Annotated in this window: 19 protein-coding genes and 1 pseudogene; 11 read left to right on the plus strand and 9 right to left on the minus strand. The window is 73.8% G+C overall.

Annotated elements, in window-relative coordinates:
- Positions 1–95 precede the first annotated feature (95 nt).
- Entirely contained in the window at positions 96–767 is a 672-nt protein-coding gene (locus tag Sru02f_RS36220) for a response regulator (RefSeq protein WP_109035262.1), read from the minus strand.
- The gene (locus Sru02f_RS36225) at positions 764–2,050 is read right to left on the minus strand and encodes a sensor histidine kinase (RefSeq protein WP_109035260.1); all 1,287 of its coding nucleotides are present in this window, start codon (positions 2,048–2,050) and stop codon (positions 764–766) included. The genes Sru02f_RS36220 and Sru02f_RS36225 overlap by 4 nt, the downstream gene beginning before the upstream one ends.
- Before the next feature lie 251 nt (positions 2,051–2,301).
- Here Sru02f_RS36225 and Sru02f_RS36230 point away from each other — a divergent pair, with 251 nt between their 5' ends.
- Together Sru02f_RS36230 and Sru02f_RS36235 are read left to right on the plus strand one after the other, a co-directional pair.
- Entirely contained in the window at positions 2,302–2,871 is a 570-nt protein-coding gene (locus tag Sru02f_RS36230; RefSeq protein WP_109035258.1) for a GlcG/HbpS family heme-binding protein, read from the plus strand.
- 81 nt (positions 2,872–2,952) lie between these two features.
- Positions 2,953–4,416, plus strand: a complete 1,464-nt coding sequence (locus tag Sru02f_RS36235) for a M1 family metallopeptidase (protein ID WP_109035256.1) — start codon at positions 2,953–2,955, stop codon at positions 4,414–4,416.
- A 24-nt stretch (positions 4,417–4,440) separates the two neighbouring features.
- On the opposite strand, the gene Sru02f_RS36240 is transcribed toward Sru02f_RS36235, so the two are convergent.
- Positions 4,441–5,412: a bifunctional GNAT family N-acetyltransferase/NUDIX hydrolase gene (locus tag Sru02f_RS36240; RefSeq protein WP_109035254.1), complete on the minus strand. Its 972-nt coding sequence runs from the start codon at positions 5,410–5,412 to the stop codon at positions 4,441–4,443.
- A 9-nt stretch (positions 5,413–5,421) separates the two neighbouring features.
- Positions 5,422–6,549: an NAD(P)-dependent alcohol dehydrogenase gene (locus Sru02f_RS36245; RefSeq protein ID WP_109035252.1), complete on the minus strand. Its 1,128-nt coding sequence runs from the start codon at positions 6,547–6,549 to the stop codon at positions 5,422–5,424.
- A gap of 115 nt (positions 6,550–6,664) precedes the next feature.
- Between Sru02f_RS36245 and Sru02f_RS36250 the strand changes: the two genes are divergently transcribed.
- Positions 6,665–7,264 (plus strand): TetR family transcriptional regulator, encoded by a 600-nt coding sequence (locus Sru02f_RS36250; protein WP_109035250.1) that lies wholly within the window; start codon positions 6,665–6,667, stop codon positions 7,262–7,264.
- 203 nt (positions 7,265–7,467) lie between these two features.
- Complete coding sequence (locus Sru02f_RS36255) at positions 7,468–7,968, plus strand: hypothetical protein (RefSeq protein ID WP_109035812.1); 501 nt, start codon at positions 7,468–7,470, stop codon at positions 7,966–7,968.
- 15 nt (positions 7,969–7,983) lie between these two features.
- Here the strand turns inward: Sru02f_RS36255 and Sru02f_RS36260 are convergent, their stop codons facing one another.
- A complete protein-coding gene (locus Sru02f_RS36260; protein ID WP_167469787.1) occupies positions 7,984–8,688 on the minus strand; it encodes a pentapeptide repeat-containing protein in 705 nt (234 codons plus the stop codon).
- 164 nt (positions 8,689–8,852) lie between these two features.
- Between Sru02f_RS36260 and Sru02f_RS36265 the strand changes: the two genes are divergently transcribed.
- From Sru02f_RS36265 to Sru02f_RS36280, 4 genes are all read left to right on the plus strand, one after another.
- Positions 8,853–10,013: an NAD(P)-binding protein gene (locus tag Sru02f_RS36265; RefSeq protein WP_109035246.1), complete on the plus strand. Its 1,161-nt coding sequence runs from the start codon at positions 8,853–8,855 to the stop codon at positions 10,011–10,013.
- 52 nt (positions 10,014–10,065) lie between these two features.
- Entirely contained in the window at positions 10,066–11,046 is a 981-nt protein-coding gene (locus Sru02f_RS36270; RefSeq protein ID WP_109035244.1) for a zinc-binding dehydrogenase, read from the plus strand.
- 79 nt (positions 11,047–11,125) lie between these two features.
- Positions 11,126–12,637 carry an MFS transporter gene (locus Sru02f_RS36275; RefSeq protein ID WP_109035242.1) on the plus strand — a complete coding sequence of 504 codons (1,512 nt, stop codon included), beginning with the start codon at positions 11,126–11,128 and terminating at the stop codon, positions 12,635–12,637.
- 55 nt (positions 12,638–12,692) lie between these two features.
- Positions 12,693–13,574: an aminoglycoside phosphotransferase family protein gene (locus tag Sru02f_RS36280; RefSeq protein ID WP_164279063.1), complete on the plus strand. Its 882-nt coding sequence runs from the start codon at positions 12,693–12,695 to the stop codon at positions 13,572–13,574.
- Between the two features lie 25 nt (positions 13,575–13,599).
- On the opposite strand, the pseudogene Sru02f_RS36285 reads toward Sru02f_RS36280, so the two are convergent.
- A pseudogene (locus Sru02f_RS36285) lies at positions 13,600–17,237 on the minus strand (AAA family ATPase).
- 309 nt (positions 17,238–17,546) lie between these two features.
- On the opposite strand from Sru02f_RS36285, the gene Sru02f_RS36290 reads away from it, so the two are divergent.
- The 3 genes from Sru02f_RS36290 (at position 17,547) to Sru02f_RS36300 (ending at position 21,212) form a co-directional block, all read left to right on the plus strand.
- Positions 17,547–18,257, plus strand: a complete 711-nt coding sequence (locus Sru02f_RS36290; RefSeq protein ID WP_109035238.1) for a helix-turn-helix transcriptional regulator — start codon at positions 17,547–17,549, stop codon at positions 18,255–18,257.
- Positions 18,258–18,450: 193 nt separating this feature from the next.
- Complete coding sequence (locus tag Sru02f_RS36295; RefSeq protein WP_109035236.1) at positions 18,451–19,128, plus strand: DUF4255 domain-containing protein; 678 nt, start codon at positions 18,451–18,453, stop codon at positions 19,126–19,128.
- Between the two features lie 5 nt (positions 19,129–19,133).
- Positions 19,134–21,212 (plus strand): ATP-binding protein, encoded by a 2,079-nt coding sequence (locus Sru02f_RS36300; RefSeq protein WP_109035234.1) that lies wholly within the window; start codon positions 19,134–19,136, stop codon positions 21,210–21,212.
- A gap of 24 nt (positions 21,213–21,236) precedes the next feature.
- On the opposite strand, the gene Sru02f_RS36305 is transcribed toward Sru02f_RS36300, so the two are convergent.
- The 3 genes from Sru02f_RS36305 to Sru02f_RS36315 all read right to left on the minus strand — a co-directional run bounded on the left by Sru02f_RS36305 (position 21,237) and on the right by Sru02f_RS36315 (position 25,759).
- The gene (locus Sru02f_RS36305) at positions 21,237–22,700 is read right to left on the minus strand and encodes an RICIN domain-containing protein (protein ID WP_109035232.1); all 1,464 of its coding nucleotides are present in this window, start codon (positions 22,698–22,700) and stop codon (positions 21,237–21,239) included.
- 98 nt (positions 22,701–22,798) lie between these two features.
- On the minus strand, positions 22,799–24,244 hold the full coding sequence (locus tag Sru02f_RS36310) for an RICIN domain-containing protein (RefSeq protein ID WP_109035230.1): 1,446 nt from the start codon (positions 24,242–24,244) through the stop codon (positions 22,799–22,801).
- Positions 24,245–24,319: 75 nt separating this feature from the next.
- Positions 24,320–25,759: a hydrolase gene (locus tag Sru02f_RS36315; protein WP_109035227.1), complete on the minus strand. Its 1,440-nt coding sequence runs from the start codon at positions 25,757–25,759 to the stop codon at positions 24,320–24,322.
- Between the last annotated feature and the right edge of the window lie 21 nt (positions 25,760–25,780).

The following is a 25,780-nucleotide window of genomic DNA, read 5'->3' on the forward strand; positions in this document are numbered from 1 at the left end:
AACCGCCCGTCGGTTCCGTACGAAGGCCCCCCGGACGTCCGGCCGGGGGGCCTTCGGCGTCCCGTCGGACGGGCGGCCCGGGGCGGGCCGGGGCGTCACGGCAGCAGGCGCTGCTCCTTGGCCACGGCGACCGCGCCGGCCCGGGTGTCGACGCCGAGCTTGTCGTAGATGCGGCGCAGATGCGTCTTCACCGTGGCCTCGCTGATGAACAGGGCGCGGGCGATCTCCCGGTTGCCGAGCCCGGTGGCGAGCTGGGCCAGGATGTCGCGCTCGCGGCCGGTGAGGGCGGGGCGCGGCCTGCGCAGGTTGGCCATGACCCGGCCGGCGACCGGCCCGGACAGAGCCGTACGGCCCTGGGCGGCGGCGTGGATGGCCGCGAACAGCTCCTCGGGGCGTTCGGCCTTCAACAGGTATCCGGTCGCGCCCGCCTCGATGGCGCGGGTGATGTCGGCGTCGGTGTCGTAGGTGGTCAGGACCAGGACGTGCGGCGTCCGGGCGGGGCCGGCTCCGGTGGCGGCCGTGAGGCGGCGGGTGGTCTCCACGCCGTCGATGCCCGCGCCGAGCTGAAGGTCCATCAGGACGACGTCCGGCGTCAGCCGTGCGGCGAGCGCGAGCGCCTCCTCGCCGGTGCCCGCCTCGCCGACCACCTCGATGCCGGGTGCGCTGTCGAGCAGGGCGAGCAGCCCGGCGCGTACGACGACGTGGTCGTCGCAGACCAGGATGCGCACGGGGGTGGCGGCCGGGCGGGGGGCGGCGGGGTCGGTCATCGGGGGGCCTCCTGCGGGCCGGCCGGATCTGCCGGGTCGGTTCGGGGCGGGTCCAGGGGGATCGCGGCGGACAGGGCGGTGCCCTCGCCGGGCGCGGACTCGACGGTCAGGGTGCCGCCGAGCTGGCGCAGGCGGGCGTGCATGGCGGGCAGGCCGTGGCCGCGTGTCCCGGTGGGGGCGTCGGACGGCTCGGCGGGGTCGAAGCCGTGCCCGTCGTCGGTGACGTCCAGGACGACCTCGTCGTCGAGGAGGGTGAGGCTGAGCACGGCGGTGGACGCGCCCGCGTGCTCCCGGACGTTGGCCAGGGCGCCCTGGGCGATGCGCAGCAGGGCCGACTGGACGCGGTCGGGCAGCGGTGGGACGCGGGCACCGTCGTCGACGTGGACGCGGACGGTGAGGTGATCGCCGGACTCCCGGGCGGCCAGGGCCCGCAGCGCCGCCGCCAGGCCGCCGCCGCGGGCGAGGTCGGCCGGGGCCAGGTCGTGGACGAAGCGGCGGGCCTCGGCCAGGTTGTGCTCGGCGACGGAGGCGGCGCCCCGGACATGGGCGCGCGCCTTGTCCTGGTCCGACTCCCAGACCCGCTCGGCGGCCTGAAGCAGCATCCGCTGGCTGGACAGGCCCTGGGCGAGACTGTCGTGGATCTCCATGGACAGCCGCTGGCGCTCCGCGAGGGTGCCCTCGCGGCGTTCGGAGGCGGCGAGTTCGCGGCGGGTGCGGATCAGGTCGTCGATCAGGGCACGCTGCCGGGCCGCCTGCCGCTCGGTGTGCAGGAACACGGCCGCGGCGATCGCGGCGACGGCGGGCGGGGCGAGCAGCAGGTTGGGGTCGAAACCTCCGGCGAGACGGAACTGCGCGGCGACGACGAACACCGTCAGGACGGTGACCAGCACCAGCGCAGCCCGGGCCGGCAGGGTGCGCAGGCCGGTGTAGAAGAGGGGCACCGCACACCAGGAGAAGCTGGGTGCGAGGACGACGAGCACCATCCACACCACGACCACGAGGCCCAGCCGGACCAGCCGTCGCCGGGCGGCCGGGGTGCCGGGACCGGACGGCCCGGGGCCGCTCAGCACCGGCCCGAGCAGGTGCAGCACCGCGAGGGTGAGGGACAGCGCGATGATCCACGGGGTGCGGGGCTCACCGGGGTGGCGCAGCAGGAAGCGGGCCAGGGCACCGCCGAGCAGCAGGAAGAACGCCACGTGCATCACGGCGCCGAGCCACCGGCTGTCCGCGTCGGCCGTGTCACCCGAGGTGTTCGAGGCGTAGGAGTCGTACGGCTTCGACATCCGGCACCCGCCTCCTCTCGCCCGTCGCGTCCGCTCCGCTCTCCTGCCAACGTGCCGCAGAAGACCGCTGAGCTGCACGAACACTCCCATGGTGCCCTCTTTGGACGCCCTGCGGGTCAACCGATCGGACGACCCCCGTGTCGCCCGTTCCGTCGCCCACGAGCAGCCGGAACGGCGACCGTGCGCCCCCGGTGCGGGTCGGAGAGTGGAGAGCACGAAGCCGACCGCCTCACCCGCAGGAGCAGACCGCCATGAAGAAGACCCTCTCCCGCCGTGCCCGCATCGCCACCGGCGGTGCCGTGCTCGCCGCCGTCGCCGCCGGCACCTTCGGCACGGTGGCCGCGAACGCCTCCGCCCCCGAGGCGGCCCAGGACTCCGCGGTGTCGGCCGCCCCGGCCGCCGCGGCCGGCAAGCGCGACACCACCACCTCCACCCATCTGACGATCGACGCCGCCACCGAGGCCGCGCAGGCCGCGCTGAAGGCCGCCAAGAAGGAGGGCCAGCGGATCACGGTCGCGGTCGTCGACCGCAACGGCAACACGATCCTCACCATGCGCGGCGACGGCGCCGGTCCGCAGTCCTACGCGTCGGCCGAGAAGAAGGCGTACACGGCCGTCTCCTGGAACGCCCCGACCAGCGAGCTGGAGGGCCGCCTGGAGAACGCCCCGAACCTGAAGGACATCCCGGGCACGCTGTTCCTGGGCGGCGGCGTCCCGGTCACCGCGGACAAGGCGCCGATCGCCGGTATCGGAGTCGCGGGCGCCCCGTCCGGCACCCTGGACGAGAAGTTCGCCCAGGCCGGGGCGGCGGCGCTGCGCTAGGTGCTGTCCGGCCTGCCGCCTCCGGTCCCAACAGCCGCTCCCAGCGGGCGTTTCACGTGAAACACCCCATAGGATCACGAGGTGCGCACCCCTCGTCTGCTCGTAGCCGCCGCCACCGTCGTCGCCCTCGCGGCGTGCAGTGGCGGCGGCACGGTCGAGGGCACCCCCGGCGGCTCGGGCGTGCGCGACCCGTACTTCCCCAAGGCGGGCAACGGGGGCTACGACATCGGCCACTACGACCTGAGGCTGGACTACGACCCCGGCCGCGATCCCGACCGCGACGCCGATGCCGATGCTGATGCCGATGCCGATGCCGGCTCCGGCGCCGGGCACCTCACCGGCACCGCGACGATCACCGCCCGTGCGACCCGCGACCTCTCGGCCTTCGACCTCGACCTCAAGGGCCTGGACGTCGAGGAGGTCACGGTCGAGGGCCGGGACGCCCGGTTCAACCGGGCCGGACAGGAACTGACGGTCCGCCCGGCCGAGGAGCTGAACGACGGGGAGACGTTCCGGGTGACCGTCCGGTACTCCGGCGAACCGGAGACCATCACCGACCCCGACGACTCCGAGGAGGGCTGGCTGCCCACCGCCGACGGCGCGGTCGGGCTGGGCGAGCCGACGGGCTCGATGGCCTGGTTCCCCGGCAGCCACCACCCCTCCGACAAGGCGACGTACGACCTCGCGATGACCGTGCCGGAGGGCCTCGGCGTGGTCTCCAACGGCGAGTTGCGGGACGAGCGGACCCGGGACGGGCGTACGACGTTCACCTGGCACACCGCCGAGCCGATGGCGAGCCATGTCGTCACCGTCGCCGTCGGCGAGTGGGAGACCGCCCGTTCCACCACGGACGACGGTCTGCCGGTGTACACGGCCGTCGACCCGACGCAGGCCGACGCGAGCCGGAAGGTGCTGAAGCGGATCCCCGAGATCATGGACTGGGCTCGGGAGAACTTCGGCCCCTACCCCTTCTCCTCCACCGGCGCGATCGTCGACCGCGACGAGGACGCCGGGTACGCCCTGGAGACCCAGAACCGGCCCTACTTCCCCGGCGCCCCCGACACCGTCCTGCTCGTCCACGAACTCGCCCACCAGTGGTACGGCAACTCCGTCAGCCCGAAGACCTGGCGGGACATGTGGCTCAACGAGGGCTTCGCCACCTACGCGGAGTGGCTGTGGGAGGAGGACCACGGCGGCGACACGGCCCAGGAGTCCTTCGAGGCGCTCTACGACGGCACGTACTACGACGACGAGGACGCGAACGACTCGATCTGGGCGTTCCCGCCCGCGGACCCGCCCGACGCGGCGCACATCTCCGACAGCCCGGTCTACCAGCGGGGCGCGATGGTCCTGCACAAGATCCGCGAGACGGTCGGCGACGACGCCTTCCGGCAGTTGCTGCACGGCTGGGCCGCCGTCCACCGCCACGGCAACGCGGACACCGAGGACTTCACGGCGTACGTGGAGAGGTCGGCGCCGGACGAGGACTTCTCGGAGATCTGGGCGGACTGGCTGCGCGGGGACGGCCGGCCGGACTCCCCGTGAGCCGTCCGCCCGTTCACCGCCGCCTCACCCTTGGTCGGCGCCGAAGGTCTCCAGCAGCAGGGCCAGGTCCGGCGGCCAGAGCGGCTCGGGCGCTTCGGCGAGTTCGGCCCGGCTCCACCAGCGCCAGGTGAGGATGCCGTCCGCGGCGTGCGCGGCGGCCAGGTGGGGGCCGGTGGGCTCCCGGCGGGGCCCCTGGGCGACGTAGATGTGCTCGTACTGGCGGACGGGGCCGACGCTCAGGTGGGTGAAGTCGTGTTCCCAGGTGCAGAGCAGCGGGCCCGGTTCCAGGTCGGTCCAGCCGGTCTCCTCGCGCACCTCGCGCAGGGCGCCCTCGCGGGGGTTCTCGTCCGCCTCCAGGCCGCCGCCGGGCATCGCCCAGTGCACGCCGACCTCGACGTTGTCGTAGCGCAGGAGGAAGACGGCGCCCTCGGGGTCGAGCACGGCGACGCGGGCGGCGCGGCGCGGGGTGCGCGGCCTGTCGCTCTCCAACTCCCTGCGCAGCACGGCGCAGGGCCGGTCGGCCCCGAGGTCGCGGCGGTGGTCCAGGACCCGGTAGCCGAGGGCGGTCCAGAAGGAGAGCGCGTCGGTGTTGCCGTCGAGGACGGCGAGCCGTACGGCGGTGCGGCCCGCGGCCCGGAAACGGTCCTCGACGAGGGAGACGAGCCGGCTGCCGTGTCCCTGCCGGGTCAGCCCCGCGTCCACCATCAGCAGCCCGATCCAGGGGTCCGGGTCGGACCGGTCGGGGTGCCGGGCGAGCGTCACCGCGACCCCGACCAGCCGGCCCGCGTCCCTGGCCAGCAGCACCTCGGCGCCGGGCCGCGCCAGTTCGTCGGCGAGCGCGGTCGCGACCTGCTCCGGACGGATGTCCTCCGGGTCGGGGAAGTCGCCGCTGAGCGCGTGGAAGGCGCGGTGGGAGGCGTAGAGGGCGGTCAGTTCGGTGAGCACGGGGCCCGGGATGTCGTGGTCGGGGGTGAGGGCGAGCGGGGTGAGGATCACCCCGGCAACCTATCCGGCCGTCGGGTCCTGCGGCCCGGACCGATCCGGGCCGCGGGGGTCGGGGTCGGAGAGGCCGGGGTCGGAGGGGTCGGAGAGGTCGAGGTCGGAGAGGTTGAGGACGAAGCGGTGGCGGACGTCGCCCCGGGCCAGGCGGTCGAGGGCCTCGTTCACGCGGGCGGAAGGGAGGAGTTCGATGTCGGCGGTGATGCCGTGCGCGGCGCAGAAGGCCAGCATCTCGGCGGTGCCCTTCCGGCCGCCGCTGCCCGCGGAGCTGAGTTTCTTGCGGCCGACGAGCAGGTCGAGGGTCTCCAGGGTGACCGGTCCGAGGTGCCCGAGGTGGCTGAGCGTGCCGTCCAGCGCGACCAGGCGGAGGTAGGCCCCGAGGTCGTGCGGGGCGGAGACGGTGTCGACGACGATGTCGAACCGGTCGCGGGCGGCGGCCATCCGCTCGGGGTCCGTCGAGACGACGAGTTCGCGCGCGCCCAGCCTGCGGGCGTCCTCGGCCTTGTCCGGCGACCGGCTGATCACCGAGGTGTCGGCGCCGAGCGCGACCGCGAACTTCACGGCGAGGTGGCCGAGGCCGCCGAGACCGGCCACGGCGACCCGGGTGCCGGGTCCGGCGCCGAGGGCGCGCAGGGGCTCCCAGACGGTGATCCCGGCGCACAGGAGCGGGGCGGCGGCGGCCGGGTCCAGAGCGGCCGGGAGGACGTACGCGAACCGTTCGGCGAGCACGTACTCACGGGAGTAGCCGCCGAGGGTGGTCGATCCGTCGAGGCGGTCGGTGCCGCCGTAGGTCAGGGTGGGGAAGGCGTGGCAGAAGTTCTCCTGGCCGACCCGGCACATGGCGCAGGTGCCGCAGGAGTCGACGATGTTGCCGACCGCGACCGGGTCTCCGGGCCGGAAGCGGGTGACGGCGGTACCGGTCCCGGTCACCACGCCGGTGAACTCGTGTCCCGGGACGAGGGGCCGCGGGCCGCTCCCGTCGGCGGCCCCGGCCCGGACGGCGTGCAGGTCCGTGTGGCAGACGCCGCAGTAGTCGACCCGGACGGCGAGGTCGTCGGGGCGCAGGTCGCGCCGTTCCATCGGTACGCGGCGCAGCGTCGGGCCGGTCGCCTGCCAGCCCACGGTGGTCCTCATGGCTCTCTCCGACTTCTTAGACAGACTGTTCGGTCTATTTCCTGGCCGAGCCTAGGCGCCGCGGCGGCAGCAGGCAAACCAACTGTTCTGTTTGAGCGTGGGATATCCTGCGGAGATGCCCGACCGCACCCCCGACCAGCCCCTGACCTCCCGCGGCGCCGCCACCCACCGGCGCATCCTGGACGTCGCGACCCGGGAGTTCGCCGAGCACGGGATCGCCGGGGCACGCGTCGAGCGGATCGTGGCCGCCGCCCGCACCAACAAGGCCCAGCTCTACGCGTACTTCGGCAGCAAGGACGGGCTGTTCGACGCGATCTTCTTCGGCTCGCTGGACCGCATCGTGAACGTCGTACCGATCGACGCCGGCGACCTCGCGGACTGGGCCGTGCGCCTCTACGACGAGTACCTGCGCCGCCCCGACCTGATCCGGCTGGCCACCTGGGCGCGGCTGGAGCGGCGTCCGGCGGGGCACCTGGTCGACGACGCCGACCGCCGCGACGACGCCAAGCTGCGGGCCGTCGCCGAGGCGCAGGCGGCGGGCCGGGTGCGGCCGGGCGATCCGTTCGACGTGCTGGCCCTCGTCATCGCCATGTCCATGGCCTGGTCACCGGTCAGCAACGTCTACGCGGCGACCGCCGACGAGCCCGACGACGTGCACGAACGCCGTCGCGCCCTGCTCCGCGACGCGGTCCGCCGCGCCACGGCACCGGACTGAGCCCAGCGGGCCCCGGCCACTCGGCCGCCCCCGGCGGCCCGGCCCCCAGGAGCCCGGTGAGCCGGGGGGTGCCGGGTGGAAAGGCCGGTGCTCGCGCCGCGGTCGGCCCCGTCACGGCCCGCGGCCGTGGTCGCGGACGCGGACCCGTCCGTCTCCGCGCCCCCGTCCGTCTCCGCGCCCCCGTCCGTGACACCATCGCCTGCGTGCTCGACATCGGCTACGCCCTCTCCACCCGCTTCCCGGACCCGCCGCAGACGGACTACCGCCGCGCGGACGTCCACGCGCTGCGCCACGACCTGTTCTGCGGGGACGTGTACCTCGCCGACACCAAGGCGGACCGGGAGCTGTCCACAGCCTGGGGATGGGTACCGGTGCTCGACTTCGCCTGGGCGCTGTGCGACATCGTCGAGCAGGTCGACCGGGACCCGGCGGGCTCCCGGGCCGCCCGGCCGCAGCGGGCGGAGCTGGACTTCACCGAGTCCACCGACCGCCTGCTCTTCGAGCGCCGCTTCGGCTGGGTCGACATCGAGGCGGAGTGGCTCCCGGCGGACGAGCCCCCGCTCTCCTTCTCCCACACCGAACTGCGCCGCGAGGCCCGGGACTTCCTCCACGACCTGCTCGCCGACCTCACCGACCTCCACGACGACCTCGCGGACAACCCGGCCGTCTGGTCCCTGCAGGCCCGCTTCCCGCGGATCCCGTAGCGGGCCCGCGGCGTACTACTCCTCCCCCAGCACCCGCACCCCCAGCTCCGCCGCCAGGACCGGGGCCAGGTCGAGGAGTTGGGTGGGGCTGATCACCGCGCCCGAGAGGCGGTCCACGCCGCGGGAGAGGTCCAGTGGGGCGGCGCCGCGCAGGTCGACGTCGGTGAGGGTGACCGCGCTGAGGTCCGCCTGCTTCAGGGCGCAGTCCACGAACTCGACCCGCTCAAGGCGGGCGCCCCCGAAGTCCGGCTCGACCAGCACGCAGCTCTCGAAGACGACGTCCTTGAGGCGGGCCCGGCGCAGATTGAGGTAGTCGATCTTGCCGCCGCGGATCAGGACCCGCTCCAGTACGGCGCCGTGCAGCTGGGTGCCGCCGAGGCGGGCGTCGAGCAGCTCCACGTCGCGCAGCGTCGCCTCCGCGAGGTTGGTGCCGACGCCGCGGACGCCGGTGAGGCGGGTGTCGAGCAGCCGCGCGGCGCGCAGTGACGCCTCGTCCAGCGCGCAGCCGGTCAGCGCGCAGTCCATGAAGCGGGCGCCCGCGCCGTCGTGGCCGGTCAGGTCCGTCTCCCGGAAGTCCAGCGCGTCGTAGTCCCCGTCCGGCTCCAGGCCGCCGTCGTCCTCGAACGGCGTGAGCGGCGGCAGGCGCAGCTCCGGGCGTCTCGCCGCTCGTACCGTCGTCGTGCCGCGCCCGCCCGCCGTTCCCGCCGTTCTCCTCGCCATGGGGACATGCTGCACCCCGCCACTGACATCCCCCTCCGGCCTGCGGAAATCTCCCTTCCTCCGGCCGGATGTCACATCCGGCACCCCCTCGGCCGTCGTACGGGCAGACAGGCGCCGTGCCAGGCGACCCGACCGCGACCCCGAACCGAGGGAGAACCCGAGCCATGCATCGCATCACCGTCATCGGCGGCGGCTTCGCCGGACTGACCGCGGCCATCACCGCCGCCGAGGCGGGCGCCAAGGTCACCGTCCACGAGGCCCACCACACGCTCGGCGGGCGGGCCCGGACGGCCGACGGCCCCTACCGGACCAACGACGGCCCGCACGCCCTCTACAACGGCGGCCCGCACTGGGCCTGGCTGCGCCGGCGCGACCTGATCGGTCCGCTCGCGCCCATCCCGCCGCTGGAGGCGGCCCGGCTGCGGCTGCGGCACAAGGGGGCGCTGCGCCGCACCCCGCCGTTCGCCATGCTGAAACTGCTGCGCCGGGGGGTGGGACCGGCGCCGGTCGACGTCGACTTCCTGACCTGGGCGACCGGGATCGCGGGCGAGGAGGGGGCCCGGGCCGCCGCCCACTACTGCGCGGTCGCCCTCTTCCACCACGATCCGGGGTCGCTGTCCGCGGCCTTCGTGCAGGAGCGGCTGCGCCGGGCCGCCAAGCTGCCGCCCGAGGCGCACTACCCGCGCGGCGGCTGGGCCGGGGTGGTGGACCGGATGGCCGCCCTGGCCTGGAACCTCGGGGTCCGGATGGAGACGGTCTCCCGCGTGGACACGCTGCCCACCGACGCCCCCGTCATCGTCGCCACGTCCCTCGACGCGGCCCGCCGGCTGCTGGACGACCCCGCGCTGACCTGGCCGAGCGGCCGCACCACCCTGGTCGACCTGGCCGTACGGACCCGGCGCGGCGACGCCTTCGCCGTCTCCGACCTGGACGCGCCGGGGTGGATCGAGCGGTTCACGGCGCAGGACCGCACGCTCGCGCCGGCGGGCGAGCAGCTGATCCAGGGGCAGATCCCCATCGCGCCGCACGAGTCGAAGGCGGACGGCACCGCACGCGCCGAGCACCTGCTCGACCTGGGCTTCCCCGGCTGGCGCGAGCGGCTGACCTGGCGGCGCGAGGCGGTCGCGAACGGCCGTACCGGCGCCGTCGACCTGCCGGGAACCACCTGGCGCGACCGGCCGGCCGTCGACCGCGGCGACGGCGTCTACCTCGCCGGTGACCAGGTCGCCTCGCCCGGTCTGCTCTCCGAGGTCTCCTTCAACAGCGCGCTGACCGCGGTCTCCCTCGCCCTCGGGCGGCGCGAGCTTGACCTCAAGCGTGCTTGAGGTCGTTGAGTGGGGCCAGGAACAGCTCCGCTCCTCACCCTGGGGGTCCGCCATGCACGCCATCCGACTGCACTCCTTCGGCCCGGCCGGGAACCTCGTCCTGGAGGAGGTCGAGGACCCGGCGCCCGGCCCCGGCCAGGTCCGGGTCGCCGTCCGCGCGGCGGGCGTCCATCTCCTGGACACCGCCCTGCGCGAGGGCGTCCAGGGGCCCTCGCCCACGCTTCCGGAGCTGCCCACGATCCCCGGCCGCGAGGTCGCCGGCCTCGTCGACGCCCTCGGGGAGGGCGCGCCGGAGAGCTGGCTGGGCAGGCGCGTCGTCGCCCACCTCGGCTTCGCCCCGGGGGGCTACGCCGCACTCGCCGTCACGGACCTCGCCCGCGTCCACGAGATCCCCGCGAACCTGGACTTCGCCGAGGCCGTCGCCATGATCGGCACGGGGCGTACGGCTATGGGCATCCTCCAGTTCGCCGACCTCGGGCCCGGCTCGGTGGCCGTGGTCCCGGCCGCCGCGGGCGGCATCGGCACGCTGCTGGTGCAGTACGCGAAGAACGCCGGTGCCACGGTGGTCGGCCTCGCGGGCGGCCCGGACAAGACCGCGCTCGTCGCCGCGAACGGCGCCGATCTCGCCGTCGACTACCTGGACCCCCAGTGGCCGGCGAAGGTCCGCGCCCACCTGGGCGGCACGGAGGCCACCGTCGTCTTCGACGGCGTCGGCGGGGACGTCGCCCGCGAGGCGGTCGCCCTGCTCGGTCCGGGCGGCCGCCACCTGGTCTTCGGCTGGTCGGGCAAGGGCCTGCACGACGGCACCCCGTACTTCGTCGACGGCGTCTCCCAGCAGGTCCTCGGCCCGGTCATGATGGAGCGGGCCGGCGGTGCCAACCCCGTACGCACCCTCGAACTGCGCGCCCTCGCCGAGGCCGCCGAGGGCCGGCTCGTCCCGGCCGTGCGGCGCTTCCCGCTCGCCGAAGCCGCCGCCGCGCACCGCGCCCTGGAGAACCGGGGAACCACCGGGAAGGTGGTCCTCGAACCGTGACCGGCGGCCGGCGCGGCGACCCGACCGGCGGCTCGGGCAACAGGATGCGACACCTCCCGAATCGTGGTCTTCTGGCGAAATGAGTGGCTCCCGGACAGGTCGGACAGGCGGACCCGCCGCGCCCGCGGAGGCCGATACCCATCGCTGGTGGGCACTGGTGGTGATCGCCCTGGCCCAGCTGATGGTCGTCCTCGACGCGACGATCGTGAACATCGCGCTGCCCTCGGCACAGCGCGACCTGGACATGTCCGACGCCAACCGCCAGTGGGTGATCACCGCGTACACCCTCGCCTTCGGCGGCCTGCTGCTGCTCGGCGGGCGGGTGGCGGACCTGGTGGGGCGCAAACGCACCTTCGTCATCGGGCTGATCGGCTTCGCCGCCGCCTCCGCGATCGGCGGCGCCGCCACCACCTCGGCGATGCTCTTCGGCGCCCGCGCCCTCCAGGGCGTCTTCGCCGCCGTCCTCGCGCCGTCCGCGCTGTCCCTGCTGACGACGACCTTCACCGACCCGAGGGAGCGCGGGAAGGCCTTCGGCATCTACGGCGCGCTGGCCGGCAGCGGCTCCGCGATCGGCTTCATCGTCGGCGGGGTGCTCACCGAGTACCTGAACTGGCGCTGGTGCCTGTACGTCAACATCCCCATCGCCGTCATCGCCGTGATCGGGGCGTTCGCCCTGCTGCACGACCGGCCCGGCCACGCCGACGCCCGGCTCGACGTGCCCGGCGTGGTCCTCGGCTGCGGCGGTCTCGTCGCCCTCGTCTACGGCTTCAGCGAGGCCCAGCCCCGCGGCTGGACCGACCCGCTGGTGCTGGCCCTGTTCGGCCTGGCCGTGGTCCTCCTGGCCGCCTTCGTGTGGTGGCAGACCCGGGCGCCGACGCCCCTGCTGCCGCTGCACGTCATCCGGGAACGCAACCGCGCGGGCTGCTTCCTGACGATGATGCTGGCGGTCATCGGCATGTTCGGGCTGTTCCTGTTCATGACCTACTACCTCCAGGTCATCCTCGGCTACTCCCCCGTGCGCACCGGCCTGGCGTTCCTTCCGCTGACCGCCGCGATCGTCGTGGGCTCCACGCAGATCTCGGCCCGGCTGCTGCCGCACGTGGGCCCGCGCATGCTGATGGTCCCCGGCATGCTCCTCGCCTCCGGCGGCATGGTGATCCTCACGCGGATGACCGTGCACTCGGAGTACGTCTCCGAGATCCTCCCGGCGCTGCTCCTGATGGGCCTCGGCATGGGCCTGACCTTCATGCCGGTGTTCTCCACGGCCACCGCCGGGGTCGCCCCGAAGGACTCCGGCGTGACCTCGGCGACGGTCAACACCTCGCAGCAGGTGGGCGGCTCGATCGGCACGGCGCTGCTCAACACCATCGCGACCAGCACGAGCGCGTCGTGGATCGCCGCGCATCTGAAGAACCCCGCGCAACGGGAGCTGATCGTGCGGGAGGGCATCGTGCACGGCTACACGGTCGCCATCTGGGTGGCGGCCGGGGTCATGCTGCTGGCGGGGGTGGTCGCGGGGGTGATGGTGACGGCCAAGGCGCCGAAGCACGGCACCCCGGCCGAACGTCCGGTGCCGGAGCCGGTGAGGTGAGGTGCGGCGGAAATCCGCGTGACCGCGCGGGCGCCCGCCGGTAGCGTCCGGTGCTGTGATCGATGTGCCCGAGGGACTCGCGACCGCGCAGGCGAAGTACAACGGAGCGGCCGGGCGCGCCTTCGTCGAGGGGCTGCCCGCGCTGGCGGCCGGGTTCCTGGAGCGGTGGGAGCTGCGGCTCGACGGGCCGTCGATGCACGGGTGGGCGGCGCTGGTGCTGCCGGTCGTGCGCGGCGACGGCACCGAGGCGGTGCTGAAGCTCCAGATCGCCGACGCCGAGTCCGAGGGCGAGCCGATCGCCCTGCGGGTGTGGGACGGGGACGGCGCGGTACGGCTGCTCGACCACGACCCGGCCACCGGCACGATGCTCCTGGAGCGCCTGGACGCCGGCCGCATGCTCAGCCACGTCGCGGACTCCCGCGAGGCCGTCCTGGTCGTCGCCCGCCTCCTCGCGCACCTCACCGCGACCCCGGCACCGCCCGGCATGCGCCGACTCGGCGACATCGCGCGCGGCATGCTGGAGCGGACGCCCGCGACCCTGGAGCGCATCCCCGACCCGGCCGACCGGCGGCTGGTCGCCGACTGCGCCGCCGCTGTGCGGGAGGTCGCCGACGAGCCGGGCGACCGGCTGCTGCACTGGGACCTGCACTACGAGAACGTCCTCGCCGCGGACCGCGCCCCCTGGATCGCCATCGACCCCAAGCCGCTGGCCGGCGACCCGGGGTTCGACCTGCTGCCCGCCCTGGACAACCGCTACGAGCCGGGCGAGACCCGGTGGCGTTTCGACGCCATGACCGACGTCCTCGGGCTCGACCGGGAGCGGGCCCGCGCCTGGTCGCTGGGCCGCGTACTGCAGAACAGCCTGTGGAACGTCGAGGACGGCGACCCGCTGGAGACGGAGCAGATGGAGATCGGGCGGCTGCTGCGCGACCTGTGAGGACCGCGCGGGTCACCGGCGGACCTCAGCACCGGGTGTCGGGGCGCGGCTCCCGTTCCCGGCGCCCGCCGCGCTCCAGGGCGGCCGGCAGCTCCGTCCTGCGCCGTATCCGCAGCTTGCGGTAGGTACTGGTCAGGTGGGTCTCCACGGTGCGCCGGGCGAGGTGCAGCAGGTCGGCGATCTCGGTGTTGGTGCGGCCGTCGGCGGCCAGTTCGGCGATCCGGCGCTCGCTGCCGGTCAGTGCGTCGGCGCCGGTGCGGGACGCCACCGGGCCGCGGGCGCCGCCCTCGCGCAGGGCCTGCCCGGCCAGGGTGAGCCAGCGCAGAGCGCCCTTGCGTTCGGCCAGTTCCGCCGCCTCGCGCAGCCGGGCCCGGGCGCGTCCGCGCTCGCCCGCGCCGAGGAGCTGGCGGCCCTGGGCGAGCAGCGCGGGGATCAGCTCCATGTCGGTGTCGGCGGGCGCGTCCCGCAGGGTCCGTACGGCCTCCTCGGCCAGCTCCAGGCCGCGGCGCCCGCCGGTCGCGGTGCCCAGCACGCGCAGGGCGCGGCCCACGGTGCGCGGGGTGTTCCACACCCGGGCCAGCCGCAGTTCCTCCGTCGCCAGGGCCAGTGCCTCCGGGCCGCCGCCCAGCGCCAGCCGGCATTCGGCGACGGCGGTCCGCCACGGGGTGACGACCGGGCTGATCACCTCCCGGGCCGCCTGGCGGCGCCCGCACTCCAGGAAGTCGTGCAGGGCGCCCGCCGGGTCGCCGGTGGCGGCGCGCAGCACGCCCCGCGCGTACAGGTAGCGGTTCAGCTCCCAGTTCTCGGGCACCTCGCGCAGGTCGAACCGGTCGGCGTAGTGCAGGGCCTCGTCGGTGCGGCCGGTGTGCACCAGGGCCATCAGGGCGTGGGCGTCCCGGTTGGTGGGTCCGGAGCCGGGACCGGGCCCGCGGTCGGCGGCGAGGGCGAGCAGCCGGGCGTGGTCGCCGCGGGAGGCAACGATGTCGGCGCGGGTGTTGAGCAGCGCGTGCTGCATCGGGTGCAGCAGGGCGGGGTGCTGTCCGGCCAGGCCGCGTTCCACCAGCCGTTCGGCCTCGTCGAGTTCGTCGGCCCACTGGGCGACCGCGGCGGCCGTGCCGAGGAGGAAGGGTTCGGCCAGCGGGTCGGTGGGCTGGGCGAGCAGGTCCCGCACCCGGACCATCGCCTCGTCGGCGGAGATCAGCGCGGCCGTCGCCGCGTACCGCACCAGCAGGGCCTGCCCCGCGGTGCCGACCAGCTCCGGGGAATGCCGGCCGGTCTCGGACAGCCACCGGTACACCTCCTGACGGGTCGCCAGGTCCTCGTCGGACAGCAGCGCGGTGGCGGTCTGCACGGTGCGGGCCAGGCCCGGGTGGCCGGACAGCCGGCCCTCGGTGCGGCGCAGTACCTCCATCGCCGTACGGATCTCGCCGCGCCCCGCCAGGGCGGTGCCGAGGGCGACGGCGGTACGCACCCGGTTGCGCGGCTCGGCGGGCAGGTGCTGGGCCTCGGCGAGCCGGGCGATGGCGGCCGGGGTGTCGGCCGACGCGTACTCCAGGGAGCCCAGTTCGGTCAGCAGCCGCTGCCTGAGATCGTCGGACACCGGCTCGTCCAGCGCCCGGCGCAGATAGCCGACGGCGTCGGCGGGGCGGGCGTCGTGCACGGCGACGGTCACGGCGTCGCGCAGGACGCGCAGCGCCCAGGACAGGCCGACGGCCGGGGTGCGCAGCAGGTGCCGGGCGACCGCCTCGACACGGTCGCCGCGGCGCAGCATCGCCTCCGCCGCCGACCGGTGCACGGCCTCGCGGCGCGGCCGGGGCCAGCCGGTCAGTACGGCGTCGCGCAGCAACGGGTGCGCGTAGCGGGGCGGCCGCCCTCGTCGGGGCGCAGCAGACCGAGCCGCGTCATGGCGGCGAGCCAGCCCTCGATCCGCGCGGGGTCGGCCCCGGCCGCCTCGGCGAGCACGTCGACCGGGTCCCCGGCCGAACCCTGCGCCGGGGGCGGGGGCGGGGTGCGCCACAGCGTCGTCCGGTGCGGCGCGTGGGCGGGCGGTCCGGTGCGGCCGTAGGCGGCGCGGGGCGCGGACTCCGGCCGCCCGCCGTAGGGCTCGTCGTACGGCTCGTGGACCGGGTACGGCGCCCCGTCGGCGGGTCCGGCGAGCTCGTCGGGGTGCGGATAGGGGCCGTGCTCCGGCAGCTCCGCACCGGGACCGGGACCGCCGGGCAGCGGAGACCGCGGATCCGCGCCGCCGCCGGGGCCCGCGCTCCACACGTCCCGGCAGCCCGGCGCGATGTCCCGGGGCCTGCGCGTCCGCGCCGTCGGCGTCTCATGGGTGTGCCGACGCCCGGCACCGAACACCGCGCCCTGACGGTACGCACCGTCCGACGACGGGGTCTGTCCGTACGCGCCGTCCGACAGCGGGGCCTGCGGGTACGCGGCACCCGGCGCAGACGCCTGCCGGTCCGCGGTGCCGAACGGCGAAGGCAACCGGCCCCCGGCGTCCGACGGCGACGCCTGACCGTACGCACCGTCCGACAGCGGTGTCTGCCCGTACGCACCGTCCGACGGCGACGCCTGCCCGTACGCACCGTCCGACAGCGGGGCCTTCGGGTGGTCGGCACCCGGCGCAGACTCACGCGGGTACGCGGCATCCGCCGGCGAGGCCAGCCGGTCCGCGTCGCCCCACGGCGGCGCCTGACCGTACCCACCGGTCAACGGCGACGCCTCCCGGTACACGCCGTCCGACGGCGGGGTCTGCCGGTAGACGGCACCCGGCGCGGACGCCCTCGGGTGCGGGAGGGCATGCCGGAGGGCGGCCCGGTGGTCCGGCGGGCCGGTGGGCCAGGCCTGTTCCAGCGCCGCCAGGCAGCGCGCCACGTCGGCCGTCGCGGGGCCCGCGCTGTTCAGCCACCAGGAGACGGCGGCCGGGTAGGACCCGGGGTACAGCGCCGCGCAGCTGTCCGGCACCGGCGGGACGCCCTCGGGGTGCGGGGTGCCGCCGAGGTCGTCCAGCAGGGCGTGCAGGAGCAGCGGGCTGCCCGCACCGGCCCGTACGCACTCCTCGGTCCAGCGCGCGGGCGCGTCCGGGAAGGCCTCGCGGACCAGCCCGGCCGCCGCCGAGTCGCTGAGCGGGGCGAGGGTGTGGGTGCGCACCAGGGACGGCGACAGCGCCTGGGTGAGTCCGGCGGGCCGCGGGTCGACGTCGTACTGGCTGCGCTCGGTGGCGACCAGCAGTACTGGTAATCGGTCGACGTGCCGGGCCGCCTCCGTCAGCCAGCGGCGCGAGGAGTCGTCGGCGAGGTGGACGTCGTCGACGGCCAGCAGCACCGGGCCCTCGGCCGCGTAGGAGCGCAGCAGCCGCCACAGCCGGGCCGCGCTGCCCCGGTCGTCGCCGCCGGGCGCCATGTCCGTGAACTCCGGTACCGGCCCGAGGAGGTGGAGGACCATGGCGAAGGGCACCGAGGTGTCCTCGGGCGAGCAGCGCACGCTCAGCACCCGCAGGCCACGGTCCTCGGCGTGCCGCGCGGCGGTCTCCAGTACGGCGGTGCGTCCGGTGCCGCTGGCGCCGCGCAGCAGGACGAGGCGGCCGGTGCCGGCCCGGGCGCGCTCGATCTCGGCGGACAACAGCGCGTGGGCGTCGTCGCGTTCACGGAGCGGTCCGGTCATCGGTGCCTCCTGTGGTGGATGGTGCTCCCCCGGTGTGTGAGACGAACGACTGCGGTCAACGGTGGTGCGAAGTGGCGCGGGTCACGGTGGCCCGCGGCCGCCTCCACGGGTCCCCGCGACCTTGCGGGACCCCTCTGACCTGCCGGGACACCCGCGCGACGGCCGTTCGCGGCGTCCGTCGCGCTGGTCTCGTGGTGTGCCTCGTGGTGCTCCACGATTGCGAAGTCCCAGCAGTCCCATAAGTGTGGAACCCGCACATCCGCTACCGGCCTGTGCCGGAGTGCGGGCACGTGAACAGGGGGGAAACGGTTGCTCAACTCACCCCGGAACACCACCACATCCATCACATCCGCCACATCCACGGCGTCCGCGCACGGGCCGGGCAAAGCGGTCGGCGTCACCGACCGGCGGGTCCCGGTGGCGGTGTCCGCTCCGGACCCGATCAGCCGCGAGGGCGCGGTCAGCCAGTTGCGCCGGCACCCGGAGATCGACCTGCGCGAGGAGTCGGGGCCCGGCACGGTGGCCCTGCTCATCGAGGACGCGCTCGACGACGCGGCGCTCACCCGGCTGCGCCGGATCGTGCGCAGCGAGGGCGCGCGCGCCGTGCTCGTGATCGGTGCGATCCGCGAGAGCGAACTGCTCGACGTCGTCGAGTGCGGCGTCGGCGCCATCGTCTGGCGGCACGAGGCCACCGCCCACCGGCTGGTGCAGGCCGTGCTGGCCGCCTCGCGCGGCGACGGCGACCTGCCGGCCGACCTGCTGGGCCGGCTCATCAGCCAGGTGGGCACGCTGCACCGAGGCGCGGCGGGTCGCCCCGGCGCCCCCTCGCTGGGCCTCGCACCCCGAGAGGTGGACGTCCTGCGGCTGGTCGCCGAGGGTCTCGACACCGGAGAGATCGCCGGCAAGTTGTCCTACTCCGAACGCACCGTCAAGAACGTGATGCACGGACTCACCACGCGGCTCCATCTGCGCAACCGCGCCCACGCCGTGGCCTATGCCCTCAGGGAAGGCTACATCTGACCGAACGGGCAATCGAGAGCGGACCCGTCGGTCCGTGCGGGCACGGCATCCTGCCCGTCCGTCGTCCCCGGGGCGCGTGCGGGCGGGACGGGCCGGAGGAACGATCGGTGAGAGCATCGGTGACAGGCGCCGGTGACCGGCGGCAGCGGGCGGGCCGCGCGGACTCGAGTGCGGGCAGGGCGGGAGCGCTAGCGTGATCCACGAGGTGGACGAAGTCCTCAAGGCCCTCCTCAAGGGTGGGGCGTTGACGGACTCGGGCATCGACGTGGCCTTCGAGGCACCCACCCGTGACTGGGCGGCCCGGCGCAACGCGCCCGTCGTCAACGCCTACTTGTACGACATCCGCGAGGACGTGAGCCGGCGGCACCGCGGCCATGTGGCGGTGCGCGACCAGGACGAAATCGTCGTCAAGCGCCGTCAGCCGCCCCGCTGGTTCCGGCTGTCGTACCTGGTGACCGCCTGGACGAAGACCCCGCAGGACGAACACCGGCTGCTGTCCGCCGTACTTGCGACCCTGCTGCCCCGCGAGCAACTTCCCCCCTACGAACTCCCCGGCGCACTCGGCGCGATGGGGCTCCCGATGCCGATGACGGTGGCCGGCGCCCAGACCGAGTCCCGTTCCCTCGCCGAGATCTGGTCCGCCCTGGGCGGCGAGCTGAAGCCGTCCCTCGACCTGGTGCTCACCGTGCCCTTCCCGGCCTTCCCCGAGTACGACGCCGGGCCCCCGGTCACCGAGGGCGCGACGGTCCGGATCGGCGGCGTCGAGGGCGACCCGCCGATGTCCGAGGGCCGCTCGCACCGGCCGCACCAGGTGGCGGCGGCCCGCGCGGCCCGCAAGGCCGTGACGGACGGCCGCACGAAACGACAGTGACGACAGTGACGACCGCCGACACCCGCACTCCCGCTCCCGCTCCCGCCTCCACCACCGGCGCCCCGGCCGCCGCACCGCCCGGCGATTCCGGCCGGGCGCTACTCGCCCGGCTCGAACTCCTGCGGGAGCGGGTGGCCGCGCTGGTCGAGCACCGCACCGCCGACGACCCCACGGCCGACGATCCGCTGCGCGGCCTGTACCTGCCCGACGAGGCCGTCCACCACCTGCTGCGCACCTGGCCGTCCGCCGACGCCGAGCCCGCGGGTGTGGGCGCGGGCGTGCCCGGGGGGCCCGTCCCCGCCCACGCTCCGGCCGGCCTCGGGGACCGGCTGGCCCGGCTGGCCGGGCAGGCAGGGCTGACCGAGCTGGACACAAGCGCCCTGCTCGTCGCCCTCGCCCCCGACGTCGACCGCACCTTCGAGCCGCTCTACGGCTACCTCAACAACGACGTGAGCCGCCGCCGCGCCACCGTGGGCCTCGCCCTCGACCTGTGCGGGGTGCCCGCGCACGTGGCCGCGGCCCGGTCCCGCTTCCACGCCTCGGCCCCGCTGCGCGCCCTGGGCCTGCTGGAGGTCGAGGAACCCGAGCGCCCCTTCCTGACCCGTTCGCTGCGCGTCCCGGACCGGCTCGTCGGCCACCTCCTCGGCGACGACACGCCGGACGCCGCGCTCCTCGGCCTGCTGCTCCCGATGCCGGACCCGCTGCCCGCCGCGGGCGGCGACGCCGACGTCTTCGTCCGGCGCCTGGCCGCCCGGCTGCAGGACGGCCCGCTCACCGCCTATCTGCGCGAACCGCGCGAGGGCGACGGCCTGGCCGCCCTCTCCACCGTCCTGGACGCCGTGGGCGTCGACGCGCTGCGCTGCACCGACCCCGAGGACCACGTACCCGAGCTGCTGCGCGAGGCCCGCCTCGGCGGCCGGGCGCTCGTGGTGTCGGGGCTGCCCGAGAAGCCGGGCCCGCTGGTGCGGGCGCTGACCGCCGCGACCGGCGTGACCGTATTGATGACGGACCCGCGCCCCTACGACCCGCACTGGGCGCCGGCCAACCCGCTCGTCCTGGACGCCCCGGGCCGCCGGGCCGGTGGCGTGGCCGTCTGGCGGGCCGCGCTGGGCGCCGACGCGGACGGGTTCGACCTGGCCACGGCCGTCGCCCCGTACCGGCTCGGCGGCGACCGCATCCAGCGGGCCGCGCACACCGCCCAGGCCCTCGCCGCCTTCGACGGCACCCCGGTCGACGCCGAGCACGTCCGGCTCGCCGCCCGGCGTCAGTCGGCCTCCGGGCTGGAGAGCCACGCCCGCCGGATCCGGCCGGACGTGGACTGGCAGGACCTGGTACTGCCCCACAAACCCCTGGTCCAGCTCCGCGAGCTGGCCCTGCGCGCCCGCCACCGCGACCGGGTCCTGGGCGACTGGCGGCTCAGCGCGGGCGGCGGCCGCGGCCGGGGGGTGCTCGGCCTGTTCGCGGGCGAGTCCGGCACCGGCAAGACGCTGTCGGCCGAGGTGGTCGCCGCCGACCTGGGCCTCGACCTGTACGTGGTCCAGCTGTCGTCGGTCGTCGACAAGTACGTCGGCGAGACCGAGAAGAACCTGGAGCGGATCTTCGCGGAGGCCGACCGCACGGACGCCGTACTCCTCTTCGACGAGGCCGACGCCGTCTTCGGCAAGCGCTCCGAGGTCAAGGACGCCCACGACAAGTACGCCAACATGGAGAGCGCCTACCTGCTCCAGCGGCTGGAGTCCTTCGACGGCATCGCCCTGCTCACCACCAACCTGCGCGCCAACATCGACGAGGCGTTCACCCGGCGTCTGGACCTGGTCGTCGACTTCCCGTTCCCGGACGTCGAGCAGCGCCTGGCGCTGTGGCGGCACAGCCTGTCGCGGGTCCCGTCCTCCGACGGCATCGACCCGGGCGTGCTGGCGAGGGACTTCGAGCTGGCCGGCGGTTCGATCCGCAGTGCGGTCGTCACGGCCGCGTACCTCGCCGCCGGGCGCGACGACATGGTGACGGCGGACGACCTCCTGGAGGGCGCCCGCCGCGAGTACCGCAAGGCCGGGAGGCTGGTACCGGGGGAAGGCGGCTGGTGACGGCCGCCGGGCCCCCTCCGGCCGTCAGCCCTTCTTAGGGTGGATGATCTCCCACTCCTGGTCGTCGACGTTGCTGCAGTTGTCGAGCACCATCTTGGAGAAGAGGGCACCGCCGTTCGCGCCCTCGACGCCGAGGCACTTCTGGTTGCTGGAGAAGTTGCGGATCCAGTAGGCCCCGCTCTCCTGCTTGTCGACCCACCAGAACTGGTTGTCCGTCGCGCTGGTGCTGTCGCACTTGAACTCGGTGACGGGCGTCCCCACGGCAACGGCACCGTGGTAGGGCAGGTCCATGCAGTACTGGTCCTTGATGTTCCGGATCTGGAAGAGGTCCGCCCCGCCGGGGCCGGCCTTCGCGTACTTCACCTCGAGGTTCCAGATCTGGTTGTCCCCGTCGGTGTCGTCGCAGACCGCCTGCTGGACGGGGCCGTCGAGCTCGCCCTTCTCCCGCCCGGGGAGTTCGGCGCACATGTGACTGGTGGTGTTCCGCAGCAGGATGTTCTGGGCGGGGACCACCGGCTTCACGGCCGGCTTGGCGGGCTTCTTGGACTCGCCGCCACCGCCGCCGCCCTTGTCGCCGCCGTCGCCTCCGCCGTTGTCCTTCTCCGGCTCCTGGGTGGCCGGCGGCTGCTGCACCTGCGGCTGCTCGACGGGCGCGGACTCGGCGCTGCTGGGAAGCGTCTCCGGAGTAGCACTCGGACTGGGCGCCAGGGCCACGCCGGCCTGCTCGGTCTGCTCCGTCGCACTCGTACGGACCTGCGGCTTGTACGCGATCCAGATCATCACGAACGCGATCGCCAACGCCAGGAAGATCCCGAAGAACGTCGCCAGCCACCGCGGCAGAAAACCACGCTGGATGTACGTCCCCTCGACCTCCGTCGGATCGACCCCGGAACGCCGGACGGCCAGCGTGTAGGGCCGCTCCTCCTTCGCACCGAACCAGATGATCTGCTTCGGCTTCAGCCTCGTCTCCACGAACGCCGCACGACCCGGCTCGATCTGCACATTCCCCGGCCGCACCTCGTACGACAGATGATCACCATGATCACTGCCCGCGATCGACGCCGTCACCTTCGTATTGCCCAGGTTGTCCACCGCAAGCCGCGGCCGCCCCCGGAACCGGCCCTTCACCGTCGGCGGCACCAACTCCGCCCGCACCTCGGAGAACGCCGTGATCGTCAGGTTCCCCTCCGGAACCGTCACCGCATCCGGATGCTCCGTCGGCAGGATCCGCACCGCATACGGATTCGGACCCGCCACCGCATCAGGCGTACGCGGCGGAGCGAACGTCAGCTCCACCGTCCCCGTCGTCCCCGGATACAACCGCAACGTCTGCGGCTCCACCGTCGTCCAGGGAGCCACATCCCCCACTGGCTCGAACCGGTACTCATCCACCACGTCACCGGTATTACGCACCCTCAGGCGCACACGCGTACTGCTGCCGGGGTCCACAGTCGCGGACGCGGGCTCCAGGGAAGTCCACAGGCTCACACGCCGACGCTACGGGTCAACTCCCCATGGGTCAGCGGCACCCGGGGCAGTACTGGCTGCCCCGAGGTACCTGATCGTACGACTTTTCGGACCCGGCCTCAGTCCTTCGACGGGTGGATGATCTCCCATTCCTGGTCGTCGGTGTTGGTGCAGGTGGCGATGTTCAGCGGAGTCTCGGTGCCACCGTTCTGGCCCTTCACGTTCAGGCACTTGTGGGCGCTCGCGAAGTTGCGGATCCAGTAGTCGCCGCTCGCCTGCTTGTCGATCCACCACAGCTGGTTGTCCGCCTTGGTGCCGTTGCAGTGGAACTCGGCGACCCCCGTTCCCTCCGGGCGGGCGCCGTATTCTCCGAGGTCCATGCACAGCTGGTCCGTGGTGTTCCGGATCTGGAAGAGCTTGGCCCCGTTGGGACCGCCGTGCTCGTACTTGACCTCGAGGTTCCAGTACTCGTTGTCGCCCTCTTCGTGGCAGTTGGCCTGCTGGACGACGCCGTTGATCGTGCCCTTGTCCCGTCCGGGGATGTCGGCGCACATGTGGGTGGTGGCGTTGCGCAGCATGACGTTCATGGCGGGCACCACGTCCGGCTTGGCGGGCTTCTTGGACTCCCCGCCACCACCGCCGCCGCCCTTGTCGCCGCCGTCGCCGCCGTTACCGGCGCCGTCGTTCTCCGGCTTCTCGGAGGCCGGCTGCTCGGGGTCCGCCTCGGGCGCGGACTCGGCGCTGCTGGGAAGCGTCTCCGGAGTAGCACTCGGACTGGGCGCCAGGGCCACGCCGGCCTGCTCGGTCTGCTCCGTCGCACTCGTACGGACCTGCGGCTTGTACGCGATCCAGATCATCACGAACGCGATCGCCAACGCCAGGAAGATCCCGAAGAACGTCGCCAGCCACCGCGGCAGAAACCCACGCTGGACATACGTCCCCTCGACCTCCGTCGGATCAACCCCCGACCGGCGCACCGCCAGCGTGTACGGCCGCTCCTCCTTCGCACCGAACCAGATGATCTGCTTCGGCTTCAGCCTCGTCTCCACGAACGCCGCACGACCCGGCTCGATCTGCACATTCCCCGGCCGCACCTCGTACGACAGATGATCACCATGATCACTGCCCGCGATCGACGCCGTCACCTTCGTATTACCCAGGTTGTCCACCGCAAGCCGCGGCCGCCCCCGGAACCGGCCCTTCACCGTCGGCGGCACCAACTCGGCCCGCACCTCGGAGAACGCGGTAATCGTCAGGTTCCCCTCCGGAACCGTCACCGCATCCGGATGCTCCGTCGGCAAGATCCGCACCGCATACGGATTCGGACCCGCCACCGCATCAGGCGTACGCGGCGGAGCGAACGTCAGCTCCACCGTCCCCGTCGTCCCCGGATACAACCGCAACGTCTGCGGCTCCACCGTCGTCCAGGGAGCCACATCCCCCACTGGCTCGAACCGGTACTCGTCAACGACATCACCGGTGTTGCGGACCCGCAGGCGCACACGCGTGCTGCTGCCGGGGTCGACGGTGGCGGACGCGGGCTCCAGGGAGGTCCAAAGGCTCACACGCCGACGCTACGCGGAGCCTTACCCGGACGTCAGGAGTCGCAAGGGCAAAGGCGGTTGCCCTCGCATACGCCGTCAGACCGTGATGCGAACGGCTTCCAGCTGGAGTCGGTCGTTCTCCATGTTGCTGCCGAAGTACCGCCAGTCGCCCGGCTCGGTGCAGCCCTGCTTCAGCCAGCCCTTGTCCTTGACGTGGGTGTTGGGGCAGACGGTGCCTTCGACGGTCTTGAGGGTGAACCCCTCCATCGGCGAGACCGCCTCCTTGGTGCTGCCCAGGTACATGTCGGTCTGGTCGGGGACGCTCTCCCACTTGCTGCCGTTGAGCCATGCCTCCACGACATGGGCGCCGTTGCCGGTCACGCCCTTGGTCCCGGAGACCGCGATGTTCAGGGCCTTGATCGGCAGGTTCTTGCCGACCGTGCCGGCCTCGGCACCGTCGCAGACCGGGGCCTGCCAGCCCTGGTCGGCCACGTAGGCGCGGTAGCAGATGTGCCGGCCCTCGCTGCGGGCGGCGACCTCCTTCACGGCCGTGGCCGCGGTGCGTACAGGAGGCTTGGGCTTCTTGGACTCCCCTCCACCGCCACCGCCGCCGCCCTTGTCGCCGCCGTCGCCTCCGCCGTTGTCCTTCTCCGGCTCCTGGGTGGCCGGCGGCTGCTGCACCTGCGGCTGCTCGACGGGCGCGGACTCTGCACTGCTGGGAAGCGTCTCCGGAGTAGCACTCGGACTGGGCGCCAGGGCCACGCCGGCCTGCTCGGTCTGCTCCGTCGCACTCGTACGGACCTGCGGCTTGTACGCGATCCAGATCATCACGAACGCGATCGCCAACGCCAGGAAGATCCCGAAGAACGTCGCCAGCCAACGCGGCAGAAACCCACGCTGGATGTACGTCCCCTCGACCTCCGTCGGATCAACCCCGGAACGCCGGACGGCCAGCGTGTAGGGCCGCTCCTCCTTCGCACCGAACCAGATGATCTGCTTCGGCTTCAGCCTCGTCTCCACGAACGCCGCACGACCCGGCTCGATCTGCACATTCCCCGGCCGCACCTCGTACGACAGATGATCACCATGATCACTGCCCGCGATCGACGCCGTCACCTTCGTATTGCCCAGGTTGTCCACCGCAAGCCGCGGCCGCCCCCGGAACCGGCCCTTCACCGTCGGCGGCACCAACTCCGCCCGCACCTCGGAGAACGCGGTAATCGTCAGGTTCCCCTCCGGAACCGTCACCGCATCCGGATGCTCCGTCGGCAGGATCCGCACCGCATACGGATTCGGACCCGCCACCGCATCAGGCGTACGCGGCGGAGCGAACGTCAGCTCCACCGTCCCCGTCGTCCCCGGATACAACCGCAACGTCTGCGGCTCCACCGTCGTCCAGGGAGCCACATCCCCCACTGGCTCGAACCGGTACTCATCCACCACGTCACCGGTATTACGCACCCTCAGGCGCACACGCGTACTACTGCCGGGGTCCACAGTCGCGGACGCGGGCTCCAGCGAAGTCCACAGGCTCACACGCCGACGCTACGGCCGACC

This window comes from Streptomyces rubrogriseus (genome assembly GCF_027947575.1).
In the GTDB taxonomy this organism is placed as follows: Bacteria; Actinomycetota; Actinomycetes; order Streptomycetales; family Streptomycetaceae; genus Streptomyces; species Streptomyces rubrogriseus.